Annotated in this window: 17 protein-coding genes; 12 read left to right on the top strand and 5 right to left on the bottom strand. The window is 43.9% G+C overall.

Translation table 11 applies throughout. The features are described 5' to 3' along the window. Positions 1-38: 38 nt before the first annotated feature. The 3 genes from MHH68_RS17250 to MHH68_RS17240 all read right to left on the bottom strand — a co-directional run bounded on the left by MHH68_RS17250 (position 39) and on the right by MHH68_RS17240 (position 2,229). Complete coding sequence (locus tag MHH68_RS17250; RefSeq protein ID WP_061409937.1) at positions 39-656, bottom strand: cupin domain-containing protein; 618 nt, start codon at positions 654-656, stop codon at positions 39-41. 133 nt (positions 657-789) lie between these two features. Further along, complete coding sequence (gene gerQ / locus MHH68_RS17245; RefSeq protein ID WP_012011646.1) at positions 790-1,332, bottom strand: spore coat protein GerQ; 543 nt, start codon at positions 1,330-1,332, stop codon at positions 790-792. Positions 1,333-1,554: 222 nt separating this feature from the next. Then, a complete protein-coding gene (locus tag MHH68_RS17240) occupies positions 1,555-2,229 on the bottom strand; it encodes a YIP1 family protein (RefSeq protein ID WP_339164381.1) in 675 nt (224 codons plus the stop codon). A 174-nt stretch (positions 2,230-2,403) separates the two neighbouring features. Here MHH68_RS17240 and MHH68_RS17235 point away from each other — a divergent pair, with 174 nt between their 5' ends. From MHH68_RS17235 to MHH68_RS17180, 12 genes are all read left to right on the top strand, one after another. Next, positions 2,404-3,174, top strand: coding sequence for a glycosyltransferase family 2 protein (locus tag MHH68_RS17235; RefSeq protein WP_339164379.1), 771 nt, complete (start codon positions 2,404-2,406; stop codon positions 3,172-3,174). 6 nt (positions 3,175-3,180) lie between these two features. Continuing rightward, a complete protein-coding gene (locus tag MHH68_RS17230; protein ID WP_058013408.1) occupies positions 3,181-4,593 on the top strand; it encodes a CDP-glycerol glycerophosphotransferase family protein in 1,413 nt (470 codons plus the stop codon). 21 nt (positions 4,594-4,614) lie between these two features. Continuing rightward, a complete protein-coding gene (locus MHH68_RS17225) occupies positions 4,615-5,793 on the top strand; it encodes a DegT/DnrJ/EryC1/StrS family aminotransferase (protein ID WP_144461569.1) in 1,179 nt (392 codons plus the stop codon). Next, positions 5,790-6,665 carry a GNAT family N-acetyltransferase gene (locus tag MHH68_RS17220; RefSeq protein WP_144461572.1) on the top strand — a complete coding sequence of 292 codons (876 nt, stop codon included), beginning with the start codon at positions 5,790-5,792 and terminating at the stop codon, positions 6,663-6,665. The genes MHH68_RS17225 and MHH68_RS17220 overlap by 4 nt, the downstream gene beginning before the upstream one ends. A gap of 1 nt (position 6,666) precedes the next feature. Beyond that, complete coding sequence (locus MHH68_RS17215; protein ID WP_339164372.1) at positions 6,667-7,791, top strand: N-acetylneuraminate synthase family protein; 1,125 nt, start codon at positions 6,667-6,669, stop codon at positions 7,789-7,791. Beyond that, on the top strand, positions 7,781-8,521 hold the full coding sequence (locus MHH68_RS17210; RefSeq protein ID WP_180309898.1) for a glycosyltransferase family protein: 741 nt from the start codon (positions 7,781-7,783) through the stop codon (positions 8,519-8,521). Before MHH68_RS17215 ends, MHH68_RS17210 begins: the two co-directional genes overlap by 11 nt. Further along, the gene (locus tag MHH68_RS17205) at positions 8,518-9,546 is read left to right on the top strand and encodes a glycosyltransferase (RefSeq protein WP_144461579.1); all 1,029 of its coding nucleotides are present in this window, start codon (positions 8,518-8,520) and stop codon (positions 9,544-9,546) included. The genes MHH68_RS17210 and MHH68_RS17205 overlap by 4 nt, the downstream gene beginning before the upstream one ends. Before the next feature lie 2 nt (positions 9,547-9,548). After that, complete coding sequence (locus tag MHH68_RS17200) at positions 9,549-10,289, top strand: sugar phosphate nucleotidyltransferase (protein ID WP_180309900.1); 741 nt, start codon at positions 9,549-9,551, stop codon at positions 10,287-10,289. Further along, on the top strand, positions 10,286-11,251 hold the full coding sequence (gene rfbB / locus MHH68_RS17195; RefSeq protein ID WP_339164364.1) for a dTDP-glucose 4,6-dehydratase: 966 nt from the start codon (positions 10,286-10,288) through the stop codon (positions 11,249-11,251). The genes MHH68_RS17200 and rfbB overlap by 4 nt, the downstream gene beginning before the upstream one ends. Before the next feature lie 3 nt (positions 11,252-11,254). Continuing rightward, positions 11,255-12,109 carry a dTDP-4-dehydrorhamnose reductase gene (gene rfbD / locus MHH68_RS17190; RefSeq protein WP_339164361.1) on the top strand — a complete coding sequence of 285 codons (855 nt, stop codon included), beginning with the start codon at positions 11,255-11,257 and terminating at the stop codon, positions 12,107-12,109. Next, the gene (locus MHH68_RS17185) at positions 12,102-12,557 is read left to right on the top strand and encodes a dTDP-4-dehydrorhamnose 3,5-epimerase family protein (RefSeq protein WP_339164359.1); all 456 of its coding nucleotides are present in this window, start codon (positions 12,102-12,104) and stop codon (positions 12,555-12,557) included. Before rfbD ends, MHH68_RS17185 begins: the two co-directional genes overlap by 8 nt. Before the next feature lie 100 nt (positions 12,558-12,657). Then, a complete protein-coding gene (locus tag MHH68_RS17180) occupies positions 12,658-13,449 on the top strand; it encodes an SDR family oxidoreductase (protein ID WP_339164356.1) in 792 nt (263 codons plus the stop codon). Positions 13,450-13,463: 14 nt separating this feature from the next. Here the strand turns inward: MHH68_RS17180 and MHH68_RS17175 are convergent, their stop codons facing one another. Both MHH68_RS17175 and MHH68_RS17170 read right to left on the bottom strand, forming a co-directional pair. Beyond that, positions 13,464-14,660 carry an aminotransferase class I/II-fold pyridoxal phosphate-dependent enzyme gene (locus tag MHH68_RS17175; protein WP_339164353.1) on the bottom strand — a complete coding sequence of 399 codons (1,197 nt, stop codon included), beginning with the start codon at positions 14,658-14,660 and terminating at the stop codon, positions 13,464-13,466. A gap of 15 nt (positions 14,661-14,675) precedes the next feature. Then, positions 14,676-16,097: an ATP-grasp domain-containing protein gene (locus MHH68_RS17170; protein ID WP_339164350.1), complete on the bottom strand. Its 1,422-nt coding sequence runs from the start codon at positions 16,095-16,097 to the stop codon at positions 14,676-14,678. Positions 16,098-16,100: the final 3 nt, after the last annotated feature.

The raw sequence follows: 16,100 nt of genomic DNA, 5'->3' as shown, positions 1-16,100 counted from the left end.
AAAAAACCGATGCTCTGAGAGGGGCATCGGTTTTTTTCTTAATTCCAGTAAGGGGCGTAGTTTGGCGGTGCTTGATAATAAGGGATGTAGTGAGACGGAGGGACAGGGTTCGTTTGTGCTTCCTCTTCTCTGTGGCAAAATGGCGCGATAAACACACTTGGCTTCACAGGTTGAATCGCCTGTTTCCACTGTGTTTCGTTCATGCAATACGTATGTGCCATGATGTGAGCAGGGGTGAGGGTGAGAAGGTCTGAGCCCAGGATCACTTCTGGCGTAGATGCGTTAAAAATGGCTAACAAATGAGTCCTGTCTTGAAGGGCAACTTCGTAGTGCCACCAGCCTTGAGGTACGTTTGCTACCTGTCCAGGGGTGATGGTATAGGTGTGCAGTTTTTTTGTAAATGGATTCAGCATTGAGACGGCAGCAGAACCGGCTATACAATAAACAAGCTCTGCGGCATTTTGATGATAATGAGGCTCTACGACTTTGCTTTTACTCAAATATATATCCAGCAGGGATACTTGATCCAACGAGTTTAATTGCTTTTTTCCTAAAACGTTAATCAGGTTATGCTGATCGTATTTCACAAGTGGGCTTTGATTTAGATCGTATGAATATTTAACATTTGGTGATGTATAATCCAGCTCAACAGTCATGAATGTCACCTCTAGGTGTTTGATAAAAACTACTAGGCATCTTATGAGCAGCGCCTGAGAGGTGTGACAAAAACCTAGTCAAAAGAAAAAAGCAAGGGCGCCTGCTCCTTGCTTTTGCGATATGTGACATTGTCTACCTCGGAGAATACGTGGACATGGAGTATGGATAGTCGTATTGAATTTCCCCATCAAACGTAATGTAATCAAGATAGATCGTTAATAGTAAGTATCGTGTTCCTGTCTTGTTATCACTAATGATAATGTGGTCACGTCCTGCAGCTTCAATGACGCCTCTGAAAATCTTCGAGTTCCATTCCTTACTTGCTTCAAACGTCATATAAATCGTGGCTACCTTGCCACGGTTCAAACGTAAAATATTTTCAATATAGGACTGCTCGATTGGCAGCTGACCAGTGACATTCTGCTGATAAATCGGGCCAGAAGGGATTTGATAAGGCTGCCCGCTGCTCTGCATGCCCTGCCCCCCTTGTGAAGAACCAGTAGACGGCATTGGTGAAAATCCCTGCTGCATTTGTCCTTGCATTTGACCCTGCGTTTGGGGAGGGACTGAATAACCCATCTGCTGCGCAGGATACGGATTTGCTCCATATTGTTGCTGGCGAAAATCTTGACCTTCGAAACCCGAACCTTGCCCAAATTGATTTTTCAATTTCATAACGTTCCTCCTCTTTCCTCATGGTGTTCTAAACAGAAGGCACTTAAGCACCTGTTGTTTCCATAGCATTCTTTCTCTCTTTCACACTATGAGACAGGAGGGCAGAATATGTACATTGAACGAAAAAAAGGAACTGCGGTGCAGTTCCTTAGGCGCGGGCTAACCCCGCATTCTTTGCCAGTTCTGCGCTTCGCTGCTTACGAATATGATGTGCAACCTTCCTTACATCATCCAATTTACAGCGCGCTGGACATCAAATGAAAGTGTCACGATGAGAAAACATGCCGCAAGCGGTGTGATCACAATGAGAAAGGCTTGCCATAATCTGAGCTTCATCACAGCGACAATACCTAAAACCGTCATTCCAAATATCCACGTCTTTGCATAAGCCTCAATCAGTGTCAAAAGATCAAGATAATACCAAACCTCATAATGCTGATCTAAATAGGGTGAGATTTTGACAAACGTATACGGACCAAGCATTCCAATCGTGAAAATCCAACTAAGTGCAAATAAAGCGGAAGGGAAAAAGGTCGTCAGCGTGAAGGCTTTGAGTACATCTCGATATGCCGCTTGACTGCCGAAAAAAAGACGCCCTAACCACTTTAGGATGAGTACACCGAAAAATAGACCGAGATTGCCTGCGAGAATACCATATCCCGCACCTTGTAACAGAATAAAAGGGAATGGAATATGATTGCCCATATAATCGCTAAAATACCCTTCGTAGACCCAGCCTGTACCAGCGATACTTGCAAGGAGCATCATCAGCCAAATGGGAATAGAGGAATGTTGATATGAGCGAATAATTGTTTTTGTTGCGACGAAAATTTTGAAAAAACGAAAAAAACCTTTTGCTTCCTCTTCTTGGGAGTGATCATTCTTCATAGCTTCCAATGTTCTTTACTCCTTTAATACACACAAATGATTACTTATATTACCAAAAAGTTCACGTTTTTCAAAGATAAAACAATAAAAAATACAATTTTATAAAAAATAGGTCACTCTACAGTCTCTTTAAGAGGAGACACATATGATAAACATAGTTTGAAAGAGACCGAGGTGAAAACTTTGACAAAAGTAACTGTCATTATGACGAGCTACAACAAGGCGGCTTACGTCGGCAGATCGATTGAAGCGGTTTTGCAGCAGACGCTGTCAGATTTTGAACTATTTATCATGGACGATGGTTCAAACGAAAAAACCCTTGCCGCGATTGAGCCCTTTCGCAATGATCCCCGTGTTCATTTTATCCAAAGCGGTGTCAAATCGCTGGAGGAGAGAACAGCGAAAACCAGATACGCCGTCCTCATTAATCAAGCATTAGAACTAGCAAAGGGAGAGTATATTTCCTATGCCACAGATGACAATGTCTATGCCCCGGACCGTTTAGAGAAGCTCACACATTATCTAGATGCTCGACCAGGTGAAGATATTGTCTATTCTGCTTCAAAAGTAATCTATTTAAATAGTGAAAAAGAGCCAGTAAAGGAAACGATTCGACCTGCGCAAACGGTGCAATGGAATGCACCTTGTGCAATAGATCATTGTTCGGTCATTCATCGTGCTTCGATTTTAACAAAAATTCATGCTGAATTTGGGTCTTACTGGGACGAGAGTCCGCATTTTTATCGAATAGGGGATGCCCGTTTCTTTTTTCGATTAAATCATTTTTATCCGTTCTATCCCTATGATGAAGTGTTAGATACAAATTACATCACAGAACAGTCCATTCACTATCAGTTGGCGGAAGAAGAGAAAAATGCCTTTATTCAAGCACTTCCTGAGCAGTCTACCTGCTGGGAGCTCCGCCGCATATTAAAACAAAAACATGGGAGGTGACCTTAAGTGTCGCACTATATTCATCATTATTGGCAGGTGTACTTTGAGTTTGTAAATCTCATGAAGGATTTGTCCTATCAACAAATTCCTCTTGGGTTGATCAGCAATTTCTATCAATATATCAGTCCTGAGGTAAGGGAACGTATGGAGGATGAAGCATTCGGTCAAGAATTGACAACCGATTGTCCGCTGCCGGAAGAGATTCAGCCATTTTTTGATCAACATAAGCAACAGATCAAGCGTATTGCGTATCGTCCGGCGAATGGAAAGGTCTTGCTTCACTTTGAACATCTGCGTTTTACTGAACAAAATTACACGCGGTTCCATCCGAGTCAAACCGTGGTGCTTGCTCGCTGGAAGAAGGCAGACTATTTCGGTTTACCTGTCATCAGCAAGCCTGAATTAGCTGGAGAGGTTAATAAAGAAGCCCATGCTGAATATATTGAGAAAGCAAATGCTCTCCTTAAACCTTACGCAAAGCACCCGGTCTTTGGCAATGTCTTTTTTAGAGAAAAGCTTCGGAAGGACATTGTGCAATTTATTGATGTGATAGACCAGACAGAAGTGCTTTTTCAGATGGAGCCAATTGCAGCTATCATTGTGGGGACAACGGAGGATGCATACAGCCGGGTACTTGCACTGCAAACTGTGAAACGTCAGCTCACGAGTATCTGTCTTCAGCACGGCGCACTGATGGGAGACGAAGCCTTTTTACCAATTTTCACGACGTGCCACGGGGTGTTTGGAAAGTATGAAAAAGACTGGTATGTAGACAAAGGCTGTCAGCCGGAACAGGTGGAGATCACGGGTCATCCGAGGTTTGATTTGGTGAAGGATCGAACGCCGCTTCAGCAGGAACTCATCTTTCGTAAATTGAACTTCAATCCTGCCAAAAAGACCGTACTTGTGGCGACGCAGCCGTTTTCAGAAGCTTTCTATGGTGATGTGCTTCAAACGATTGCAAAACGGAAAGACATTCAGTTGATCATGAAGCCGCATCCGTGGGAAATTGCCCGCAATCGATTAAATGAGTATATGTCCATTGAACGAGCAGGAAATCATGTGAGATTGATTAAAAAAGAAATCGACTTGTATGACCTATTGCCATATATGGATATGGTCATTACGCTCACATCAACCGTCGGTCTTGAAGCGATGCTCTTTGAAAAGAGTGTGCTGATCGGGAAAATGACAGAAGGCAGAAGATACCCTTATTACGAGTCGCTTGGCAGCTATCAGATGGAAAACCCTGTTGAACTGGCTGAGAAAGCCATTCGTATTTTGTCGGATGATCAAGAGATGAAGCTGGCAAAGCAGCAAGGAGCTAAGTTCATTAAACAACATTATCCGCATGCGCGATCGACTGATGTTCTGCTTTCTCTGCTTAAAACAAAAACAGGTGTAGATTTTCAGAGATGAAGATAGGGGTGTGCAAGCGATATGGAAAAAAAGAGAGAACAATTTCTTCCTTATGCCCTGCCGTTGATTGAGCAGGAAGAAATTGACGAAGTCATTGGAACATTAAAATCAGGCTGGCTGTCAACCGGACCAAAAGTCAGACAGTTCGAAGAAGAGTTTCGACAGCTGACCGGTGCAAAACATGCGATCGCTGTCAATTCATGTACGGCTGCTTTATTTTTAGCCTTAAAAGCTAGAGGGATTGGGAATGGGGATGAGGTGATTACAACGCCTCTGACATTTTGCGCAACAGCCAATACGATCATTCATACAGGGGCAGCTCCTGTATTTGTCGATATTGACCCAGCGACACTCAACCTCGATGCAGAGAGACTAGAAGCGGCGATTACACCACATACAAAAGCGATTATCCCTGTTCATTTTGCTGGTCAATCGTGCGATATGGACCGGATTTTAGCCATTGCCAAAAAGTACGATCTATTTGTGCTCGAGGATGCCGCTCATGCTCTGCATACGACGTATCACGGGCAGCCGATTGGAGCGATTGGTGATGCGACTGCCTTTAGTTTTTATGCGACGAAAAATATAGCGACCGGGGAAGGCGGCATGCTGACGACAAATGATGATGCACTTGCCGCTCGGATCAGAAGACTAGCACTCCATGGGATGAGCAAAGGAGCATGGAATCGTTATGGAGAAAAAGGAACGTGGTACTACGAGGTCGAGGAACCTGGCTATAAAATGAACATGTTTGATGTGCAGGCATCGTTAGGGCTTGTCCAGCTAAGCCGTCTAGATGATATGCAGGCACGGAGAGAACACATTGCGAAAGCATACAATCAGGCATTTCAAAAGGAAGCAGGGCTGATCCTGCCGCCAGTGCATCATGAGGGAAGACATGCATGGCATTTATATGTACTGCAAGTGGACCCGAAAGAAGCATTCATCACACGCGATGAGCTAATTGATCAGCTGCAAAAAGACTATAAGATCGGCACGAGTGTTCACTTTATCCCTGTTCATATGCATCCATACTATCAACAAACCTACCACTATTCACCAGAGGATTTTCCAGAGTCACTTGCGTACTACAAGCGGACCCTCTCACTCCCCCTTTACCCCAGTATGACAGATGAAGATGTGCAGGATGTCATCACTGCGGTGCTGTCTATTTTAAAAGAACAGAAGGCATCTTCATGAAGGCTGTTCATGCAATAGACGATCAGGTGCTGTCCGCTTGGCTTGAGAATTATGGTCAACAAATTGAACAAATGAAAGGCTTCAAACAGTTTGGTCTTGTCAGTGGCGCCCAGCTCAAAGCGGTGCTGTTATACGACTGGTCAAAATGGGAAAGTGGCATATTTGATCAGCATATTTTTCATGTGAAGTTTGCAGAAGCTGAGTCAGCATCTGCTTTTCAGGAATTAATGGAGCGCTTTATCAATTGGATGAGATCAGAAAAATGCGATTTTTTCTTTTTACGTCTTGAAGCGGCGGATGTTGAAAAAAACCGCATCGTCCAAAGGCTGTCACATGTGTACTATGTGGGCGGTCTTACTCGTCTTGAAGCGCCGCCTGTTCACATGGAAATGCCATCAACAGGTGAAGAGGTGGTCATCAGTCTGCCGAATGAAAAGGAATACGATGAGGCGGTCTCACTCGCTTATCAGGCTTTTGTGAAAAGCAGGTATGCGCTTGATCCTTTTTTAGACCAGAGTGCCGTCCAGCATTTCTTTCAAGAATGGATGAAAAATAATTTGCTCGGACGTGCAGATATCAATATCGCGGCAAAGGTGAACGATGAAGTCGTTGGTTTGATCCAAGGGGTGATCAAGGACGATGAACTGGTGCTTGATTTACTAGCCATTAGACCGGATGCACAAGGAAAAGGGCTCGGAAAAAAGCTGGTGATTGCGATGGTGAAAGCCTCTTATGAGAGAGGACATCGGTTTATGTCTGCAGGAACTCAGATGCATAACACAACCGCTATTCAGCTGTACGAAAAGCTGGGCTTTAGAACAAAAAATGCCTTTTTGTATTACCATGTATGGCCGAAAAAAGGAGAGAGGTAAGATGGCGCATTTCTACATTGGAGATCGCAAAGTGGGGGATGGAGCGCCTGTCTTTATCATTGCAGAGGCGGGCATTAACCATGATGGAAAGCTGGATCAGGCGCTTGCTTTAATTGATGTGGCAAAAGAAGCAGGTGCCGATGCAGTGAAATTTCAAATGTTTCAAGCTGATCGGATGTATCAAAAGGAACCAGGTTTATACGAGACAGCCAAGGGAGAAGAGGTGTCCATTTTTTCCTTAGTCGAACAAATGGAGCTGCCGCCAGAATGGCTGCCGGTGTTATTAACCCGCTGTAAGGAAAAAGGGCTGATATTTTTAAGCACAGTGTGTGACGAGGAATCTGCGGATTTATTAAATCAAACCGATCCGCCAGCTTTCAAACTAGCATCCTATGAAATCAATCATTTGCCTCTTTTGCGACATACAGCTTCTTTTCAAAAGCCCATCATTTTCTCAACTGCCGGGGCCACTATTGCAGATGTTCATGAAGCATATGAGGCGATTACAAGCGAGCAAAACGATCAGGTCGCTATCATGCATTGCGTCGCAAAGTATCCGGCGCCCAGAGCTTACACGAATCTTCGTGTGCTCCAAACCTTAGCCTCCGCTTTTCCTGAGGCAGTCATCGGCTTTTCCGATCATAGTGAGCATCCTACTGAAGCCCCTGTTGCCGCTGTGAAACTTGGGGCAGCCATAATTGAAAAGCATTTTACGATTGATAAGACGCTGCCTGGCGCCGATCATTCCTTTGCGCTCGATCCCGAAGAATTAAAGGAAATGGTTCAGTATATTCGAGCGGCGGAAAAGGACCGAAATCAATCAGAAACAGACGCTCATTCTGTGTCAGAGGAGCTCCTTGGCAGTTCTTTTAAAACAACAACTGCCATTGAAGGGCAGATTCGTGAATTTGCGTATCGAGGGATTTTTACGATAAAAGGGATTGCAAAGGGCGAGACTTTGACTGAAGAAAATCTAGCCGTATTACGTCCAGGACAAAAAAGCCAAGGTCTTCATCCGCGGTACATGGAGACTTTAATTGGTGCCAAGGCTGTCAGAGACATTCCAGCCCATACAGGGGTTTCGTGGAAAGATGTGCTCATGCAGGAGTCTACAAATGATCAATGATGTGCTCTTTGTCATACAGGCTAGAATGGGCTCAACAAGACTGCCAAAAAAGGTGATGAAGCCGATCGGTGGTATGGCATTGATCGATTTCATTGTTGAACGTGTAAAGCAATCAAATCATTACAATCACAAGACGCAAAACCTCATGATCGCCACAACAGTCGAAGCAGAAGATGATCTATTGGCTCATTATTGTTTATCAAAGGGCTATAAGGTATTTCGTGGCAGTGAGATGGATGTATTGCAGCGATTCGCAAAGATAGCTCAACATTTTGAACCACAAACCATTGTACGTTTAACGGGAGATAATCCATTTATAGATCCAGCGCTTTTGTCGAAAATGCTTGAAGAACATAGAAAGAAGAAGGCTGATTACACGTATACGACTGGAACACCACTCGGTATTTCCGGGGAAATGATCAACGCAACTATCTTATGTGAAATCGACAATTTTCCCCTTACGCAGCCGGAGCGTGAGCATGTCACGCTGTATATCCGAAAGCACCCTGAGCAATTTCATCTGCAATTATTCACACCGCCCAAAGAACTCGCATATCCTGCTTATCGATTCACGGTTGATACAGAAGAAGATTACGTATTTGCCACCCGTTTACTTGAAAAAGCCGGCGGGTCTATTGCAGTGCCTACAGCTGAACTCATCACCATTTGTGAACAAGATCCTAATATGGTTCGGTTGAATCAATTTGTGAGACAGAAGGATGCTGAATGAACAAAAAAATCATGATTGTTGTGTACGGTGGTTTTTTGAGAGGCATGGGGCATATCGTTAGAATGAAACGTCTGGCAAAGGAACTGATTCAAGAAGGAAACGACTTATATTTCTATACAAATGAACAGATTTGTGTAGAAATGCTCTCGCATTCAGCATGGCACGTTCATTTGGTGCAGGAATCAAACGTATTTCTTCAAATGGAGCAGGACATAAAAGAGCTAAATCCTGATCTTCTGCTGATCGATGTTCTTGATTGTGACCTTCAGTTCCTTCGATCGATCAAAGCGTCCTTCAGAAATGCAAAACTGGTCTTATTTGAAGAAGAAAGAGCAGAAGCTTGCCAGCTTGCTGATGCTGTCATAAACGGCATTTATGGTGGACTGGATGAAAAGCACCTGCAAGTAAATGGAACGGACTACTTTTATGGAACACCTTATTTATTGTTAGATCACGAGATCAGCAAATTAAAAGACACATATGAGGTTCGCAAAGAATGTAAGAAGGTGGTGATCAGCCTTGGGGGCAGTGATCCAGGCGGATTATTAACAAAAGCTGTATCAGCACTTCTCGAAGCCAGCCATTTACACATTCTAGCGGTTACAGGAAAAGCCTCTCGTATCGAAGAGAAAATCGAGGCTGCACATATTCAATTCATTCGCCATACGGATCAATTACCTGCCCATCTTGCCGAAGCCGATTTAGCGATTGTTGCTGGCGGGATGACGCTATATGAGGCTGTTTGTATCGGGGTGCCCAGCATTGTCCTTTCACAAGTAGACCACCAAGCAGTAACAGCCACTCGTTTTGCACAAAAGGGAGCCTGTCACCATCTTGGATTGGGTAGCCTTGTGAATGAAAAGGATATATGGCGTGCTGTGCGAAGACTGTCCGGCAGCTACTTTCTTCGCAGGAGCATTCATCTCAATGGACGGTCACTCATTGATGGAAAAGGAACCGAACGAGTGAAAAACATTCTTATATACCTCATGAATCATCACCAAAAAGAACATAAGGATGTGTAGATGTGAAGGGAGTTATTTTAGCAGGAGGAAAGGGATCACGACTGGCACCTTTAACGAAGATTTTCAATAAACATTTATTGCCGGTTGGCCCATATCCGATGATTTATTGGTCATTGTTCAAATTGAAAGAAGCGGGGATTTTAGAAGTAATGGTCATATCACAAGCAGAACAAATCCCGCTGTTTCAAAAGCTGCTTGAAGGCGATGAGGAACTGGGGATGAACATCGTGTATCAGGTACAGCCAGAAGCTTCTGGAATTTCAGACGGCTTATCCTACGCAAAGCCCTTTGTAGAAGGGGAAAAGTTTGTGCTAATGCTTGGTGATAATGTATTTGAGGATTCGCTAACTCCTTTTGTTGAAGCCTTTCAGCAGCAAGAAAGCGGTGCGAAGGTTCTGTTGAAAGAAGTGACAGATCCAAAGCGGTTTGGTATTGCAGAAATTGATGCTGCCCACCAGCGAATATTATCAATTGAGGAAAAACCGGAGCATCCGCGTTCATCCTACTGCGTCACGGGTATCTATTTTTATGATCAAGAAGTCTTTCAATATATTGAGAAAATCTCACCGTCAGATCGAGGCGAATTAGAGATTACAGATGTAAACAATCTCTATATCTCAAATAGCCAGCTGACCTATGATATGTTAAAAGGGTGGTGGATTGATGCAGGAACACATGAATCTCTCCACCAAGCATCGACGAAAATGTTTGAAACGATGAAGAAAAAAGAGGGATACGAATGACGAAGTCTTATTTAATTACAGGCGGAGCGGGATTTATTGGACTGAATTTTGTGAAACTGCTGCTTCAGGAAACAGATGTCCGGCTCACTGTTTTTGATAAGTTAACATATGCCAGTCATCCAGAGGAGATGGATGAATTATTAAAGCTGTCTCATTTTCGTTTTATTCAAGGGGATATCACCCTTCAACATGAGCTGGATCAAGCGTTTGATGAAGTCTATGATGCGATCATTCATTTTGCAGCAGAATCCCATGTTGATCGCAGTATTGAATCGGCAGAGCCCTTTATTCAAACAAATGTCCTCGGTACCTATCGTATGCTGGAGGCAGTTTTAAAGGGCAAGGCGAAAAAACTGATTCATATTTCAACAGACGAAGTATATGGAGATTTAGAACTGAATGATCCAGCTTTCACAGAACAAACACCGCTTTCACCGAATAATCCTTATTCAGCAAGCAAGGCAAGCTCAGACCTGCTTGTAAAATCTTATATCCACACTCACCAATTACCCGCAATGATCACACGATGCAGCAACAACTACGGACCGCATCAGCATGAAGAGAAATTAATACCGACGATTATTAGAAAAGCAATCAATGGAGAAAAAATCCCGATTTATGGAGATGGCCAGCAGATTCGTGATTGGCTGTATGTAGAGGATCATGCAAGAGCTGTAAAGCAGGTTCTTGAAAACGGAACAGCTGGGCAGGTGTACAATATCGGCGGTGGCAACGAGAAAACGAATCTCGATTTGACCAAAACCATACTGACGCAGCTCGGGATCAGTCATGACCGTATTGCGTTTGTTGAGGACCGTAAAGGACATGACCGGCGGTATGCGATTGACGCCAGTAAGCTAAAACGGGAGCTTGGCTGGACGCAGGAGACGTCATTTGAAGCAGGTATTGAAAAAACGATCAATTGGTATCGTGCCAAATATGATCAGAGCGAAGAAGGGTGACGGATGAAAGTTTTAATCACCGGTGCAGGCGGGCAACTAGGGAAGGAATTGAGCAGACAGCTTAAGGAGAAAGACATCACCGTCATTGCCTTAACGAGGAGCATGCTCAATATCGCAGACCAGCAAGCAGTCAAACATGCGATGAGACACTTTCGTCCTAATATTGTTGTCAGTGCAGCAGCATATACCTCAGTAGATCAGTGTGAAACAGAAACGGAAAAGGCGTATCTTATTAATGGCATTGGCGCCTACTATACAGCGCTGGAGGCAAAGAACGTAGGGGCTGATGTGTTACATGTCAGTACAGATTATGTGTTTGACGGGCAAGCAGACACGCCTTACCAAGTGGATGCACAAGCAGATCCTCAAACCATTTATGGAAAAAGTAAAAAGCTTGGTGAGGAATTGATCCATCTTGTATCAGACGAAGTGAAAATCATCCGTACATCGTGGCTATACGGTCATGAGGGACATAATTTTGTGAAAACCATCCTTCGGCTCGCAGAAACAAAGGATCATTTGCGCATCGTGAATGACCAAGTAGGCTCACCGACTTATACAAAGGATGTCGCAGAGGCCATCATTCATTTGTTTGATCAGCATGCAGGAATTTATCATGTCAGTAACCGAGAAAGCTGTTCCTGGTTTGACTTTGCGTCAGAAATTGTGGCAAAAAGCGGCCTGTCTACGACCATTGAGCCAATTTCCACGGAAGAGTACGGCTTCCAAACGCCTCGTCCAGCCTATTCTGTGTTAGACCTTCAAGCCATTGAAGCCACAGGCTGGCAGCCGAGACATTGGAAGGATGCGCTTCACGAATATTTGCAGAAAGAAGGGAGATGGCATCAGCATGATTGATGGTGTACAAACGAAAAAACTCATGAAACATTGTGATGATCGCGGCTTTTTTGCAGAGCTCATTCGAGATGATGAGCCGATGCTGCAACGTTTTGGGCAGGCATCGTGGTCGAAAAGCTTTCCAGGAGTGATCAAAGCCTTTCATTATCATGAAAAGCAAGATGACGTTTGGTTTTTCCCAGCAGGTCATGCTCAGGTCGTTTTATACGATTTGCGTGAGGGTTCTTCTACAAAGGGTCAAACTGATGTGTATTATATGGGGGAAGACAATCCAATGCTCCTCCTCATCCCAAAGGGTGTCGCACATGGCTACCGGGTACTAGGCGAGACGCCTCTGCAAATTGTCTATTTCACGACAGAATCCTATGACCCAAAAAACCCAGATGAAAAGAGAATTGCATGGAATGACGAGACAATCGGATTTGATTGGGAAACGACTTTTAAATAAAGAACAGAGGCCTTTCGCAGGAGAAAGGTCTTTTTTTGTTGAAATACATTCTAAGTGTCATTTTATGTATTTTTTTAAGTTAAGCAGAAAAGGGATGTGGATGAGTGTGTCTAAAAGAATTGCATTTGTAACAGGGGCAAGTACAGGGATTGGAAAGGCAATTGCCATAAAGCTTGCCGCCCAGGATCATATAAAGGTCATCATCAATTCTAGAAATCAATCCTCACTAGAAGATGCGCGTCAGCACATTGAACGTGTGGCAGAAACAAAGGAACCGGTGTCTCTTTTCTGTGGCGATATGTCGCATGAAGGAGTGCGAGCTGAGGCCTTTGCGGCAATAGATAAAAAGTTTGGCAGACTGGATGTGTTGATTAACAACATTCCAGGAGGGAAGCCAGATACTTTTGATTCATGTGAAAGCGAGCAGATGCTGGCAGCATTTTCTCAGAAAGCTCTTGCGTATATTGATATGATGAAACGCGCGGCAGCAATAATGAAAAGGCATGAATATGGCCGAATCATTCAAATTGTCGGGAACCTTTGGAAGGAACCTGGTCATCAAATGTTTACGAACAGTATGATGAATGCAGCGATCATCAATGCTAGTAAAAATGCAGCCACACAGCTTGCGCCTTCTGGGATCACAGTGAATTGTTTAAACCCAGGATTTATTGCTACAGATCGGTATGAACAATTTATCGAAAACATGATGCGTGAGCAGTCATTATCACGCGAAGAAGCTGTACAGGCTGTTGCGTCAGGAATCCCGATGCAAAGAGTAGGTTCAGCGAGTGAAATGGCTTCATTGGCGGCATTTATCACATCAGAGGAAGCCTCCTATGTCACTGGACAGCAAATATCTGTCGATGGTGGTTCGATGAAAAGTATATAGATATGAAAAACCCGCTATATGCGGGTTTTTTGATGAAACCGAATCGGCAGTATATGCAGCCGATCGATAAAAAGGGCAAGCTGTTCAATTGGCGTCACCATTGAGATGCGGACATGACGTCTTCCGTGTATTCCAAACACACCCCCAGGCGTCACGACGACATCTGCATGCTCGAGTAAATAGTCGGCAAATGCATGAGAATCCTCGAAATCATCAGGGATCGGTGCCCACAAATAAAAGGCGCCGGCTGGACGTTCAATGGTCCAGCCAAGCTGCTTCTCCGCTTGACGGATGAAGAAATTTATTCGTTCAAGGTAGACCTCTTTCAAAGATTGAATATGACAGTCATCACTTTGTAAAGCGACGGTGGCGGCATGCTGAAATCCACCATACATACTGACAAACACATGATCTTGGAAAGCGTTAATGGCATGAATGATGTCCTCATTGCCTACAGCAAAAGCGACTCTCCATCCTGCCATATTGAATGTTTTGGATAAAGAATATAATTCCACGCCTACGTTTTTTCCAAGAGGAGCCTTTAGAAAGCTCACTGGTTTTTGCTCATAATGAAATGAACCATAAGCAAAATCATGAATCACATGAAGTCCGTGAGTAGAGGCAAATGCCGCAGCCTCTTCAAAAAAAGCCTCATTTGCTACAGCACCTGTTGGGTTATTCGGATAATTTAAGAAAAGGACCTTTGCCTTTTTTAACACGTCTGGATCAATTGATGAGAAATTCGGCAAATAGCCATTTTCCTCTTCTAGCCGGATGCAGTATGGCTTTGCATCTGCCATCAAGATACCTGAATGATATTCTGGGTATCCAGGATCGGGGACGAGGGCAATGTCCTCTGGATCAAGCAGGCACTGACTCATCACATAAAGGCCTGTTTTTCCTCCATTGAAAAGGGCAATTTCCTTCTTCGGGTCAACCTCAATGGCGAATTCCTTTCTGTAGAAATCCGCAATGGCTTGCTTGAAAAAGTCAAAGCCTCTAAAAGGTGCATATTGCTGAAATTGCAAAGTGCCTGCTGCTTCTTGAAGGGCACTCACAATATGCGCAGGAGTAGGAAGATCGGGATTTCCCTGACCAAGGTTAATGATGTTCGCTCCGTGTTTTGTTTTATGCGCAATTTTCTCAAATACGGTTCCGAATTTTTGTTCTGGCAGCCGTTCAATCATGTTAGAAGGTAAGATTTTCACCACGACATCCTCTCTTTCTTATCCCTTCACTAATTCATCCATTAACTGAATGGATGCCTGCTTTTGAATGTTGCGGATGGAGGCGGCAACATCTTGAGAAGACGACCCTTTTAATTCAAGAGACACGATGCCATTAAATGCTTCAAATAAAGATAGATCTACAAAGGTTCCTTTAGGTGGGACGGATTCGCTGATGATGACAGTATCTCCAACTAAAGTATCCTGCGGAATATGCACATGATCAATGGTGATGTGTGCGGCCTCAGGCGGAATGTGCCCGCTCTCTTTGAAATGCTGAGGGTATAAATGACAGTCTGCTACATAATGCGTATGTCCAGAAAGTAGTTTTTTTGGCAAATCAGCTTTTTTTCCATCGACCAATACATCAATCAGCAGCTTGGCCATATCTACCCCAAAGACCTTTTTGATATTCGGAATCATATTCCAGCCAGCAAATCTAGCTGCTGATTCGATCAGTCCAGTTTCCCGATGTTTCATCAGCTTGATCTCTGTATGAGTGGCACAGTTTTCGAGTCCTAACCCCTCATTTGCCTTTTTTGCTGCCTCAATGATGATGTGCTGAGCTTCATTGTCTAGGATCGACGGAGTGATATGAGCCGTTTCTGTAAAGCCGATTTGAGGGGTCTTATCATGAATGACAAAAGGGATATATTCACCCTCAACAACTAATCCTTCTACACTGACATAATCAGAATAGCCGTCGTCTTGATACCAATCCTCATAAGTGCCCTCCAAGTATGTTTCAGCGACAAAGGGTGCTTCATACGTCACAGCGTTTGGAACGGGAATGGTTTGCAAATAGGATTGTACGTGTAAAAAGAGATCATCACTGCCGGCTCGGTCATGAAAAAGGGTCACGCCAATGGAGCTTGCTAAATATGTAGGCTTTAAAATAAGCGGTGTCCCGATATGCTCAATGGCTTGTTGAAAATCAGCTAAAGTCGTGACAGGCTGAGTTTTTACTGCTTTGATCCCAGCCGCGTTGAATGCAGCCCTCATTTGGCTTTTATCACGCGCTAATTCAGCTGCCTTTACCCCAGCGCCGCGCAGCCCAAGTCGCTCAGCGGCTTTTGCCATTGGTGCAATGAATAATTCATTATTGGTGGTGATCGCATCCGCTTTGAAAAAGGAAGCGACGCGAACGAGGTCATCCACCACCTCTTCTTCTGATTTCAGATAATCATCATGTGCCCAGTAAATCGAATCTGGGTGTTCAAAAGAAGGGTTTGTATCAAAATAATCTCGATCTTTGATGACCGCAATAGAGTATTTTTCGATTAGTTCAGCGTGTCCCTTTGTAATCGCAAAGGGTCTCGGGATATAAGAAATGATATGATACGATGCAGCCACGCTTTCATAAAACATATGGGGCGGGCATCCTCCCAGATCAGCAATGACAAGAACGTTTTTTTTACTCAATGA

Source organism: Bacillus sp. FSL K6-2841, from assembly GCF_037976435.1.
In the GTDB taxonomy this organism is placed as follows: Bacteria; Bacillota; Bacilli; order Bacillales; family Bacillaceae; genus Bacillus; species Bacillus pumilus.
This window is presented reverse-complemented; position numbering and strand designations above follow the sequence as displayed.

Bases quoted from the DNA above. Each gene is read 5' to 3' on its own strand.
- MHH68_RS17185 (WP_339164359.1), top strand. From the start codon at position 12,102: ATGATTGATGGTGTACAAACGAAAAAACTCATGAAACATTGTGATGAT.
- rfbD (WP_339164361.1), top strand. From the start codon at position 11,255: ATGAAAGTTTTAATCACCGGTGCAGGCGGGCAACTAGGGAAGGAATTG.
- MHH68_RS17215 (WP_339164372.1), top strand. From the start codon at position 6,667: ATGGCGCATTTCTACATTGGAGATCGCAAAGTGGGGGATGGAGCGCCT.
- MHH68_RS17220 (WP_144461572.1), top strand. From the start codon at position 5,790: ATGAAGGCTGTTCATGCAATAGACGATCAGGTGCTGTCCGCTTGGCTT.
- MHH68_RS17250 (WP_061409937.1), bottom strand. From the start codon at position 656: ATGACTGTTGAGCTGGATTATACATCACCAAATGTTAAATATTCATAC.
- MHH68_RS17225 (WP_144461569.1), top strand. From the start codon at position 4,615: ATGGAAAAAAAGAGAGAACAATTTCTTCCTTATGCCCTGCCGTTGATT.
- MHH68_RS17210 (WP_180309898.1), top strand. From the start codon at position 7,781: ATGATCAATGATGTGCTCTTTGTCATACAGGCTAGAATGGGCTCAACA.
- rfbB (WP_339164364.1), top strand. From the start codon at position 10,286: ATGACGAAGTCTTATTTAATTACAGGCGGAGCGGGATTTATTGGACTG.
- gerQ (WP_012011646.1), bottom strand. From the start codon at position 1,332: ATGAAATTGAAAAATCAATTTGGGCAAGGTTCGGGTTTCGAAGGTCAA.
- MHH68_RS17180 (WP_339164356.1), top strand. From the start codon at position 12,658: ATGAGTGTGTCTAAAAGAATTGCATTTGTAACAGGGGCAAGTACAGGG.
- MHH68_RS17205 (WP_144461579.1), top strand. From the start codon at position 8,518: ATGAACAAAAAAATCATGATTGTTGTGTACGGTGGTTTTTTGAGAGGC.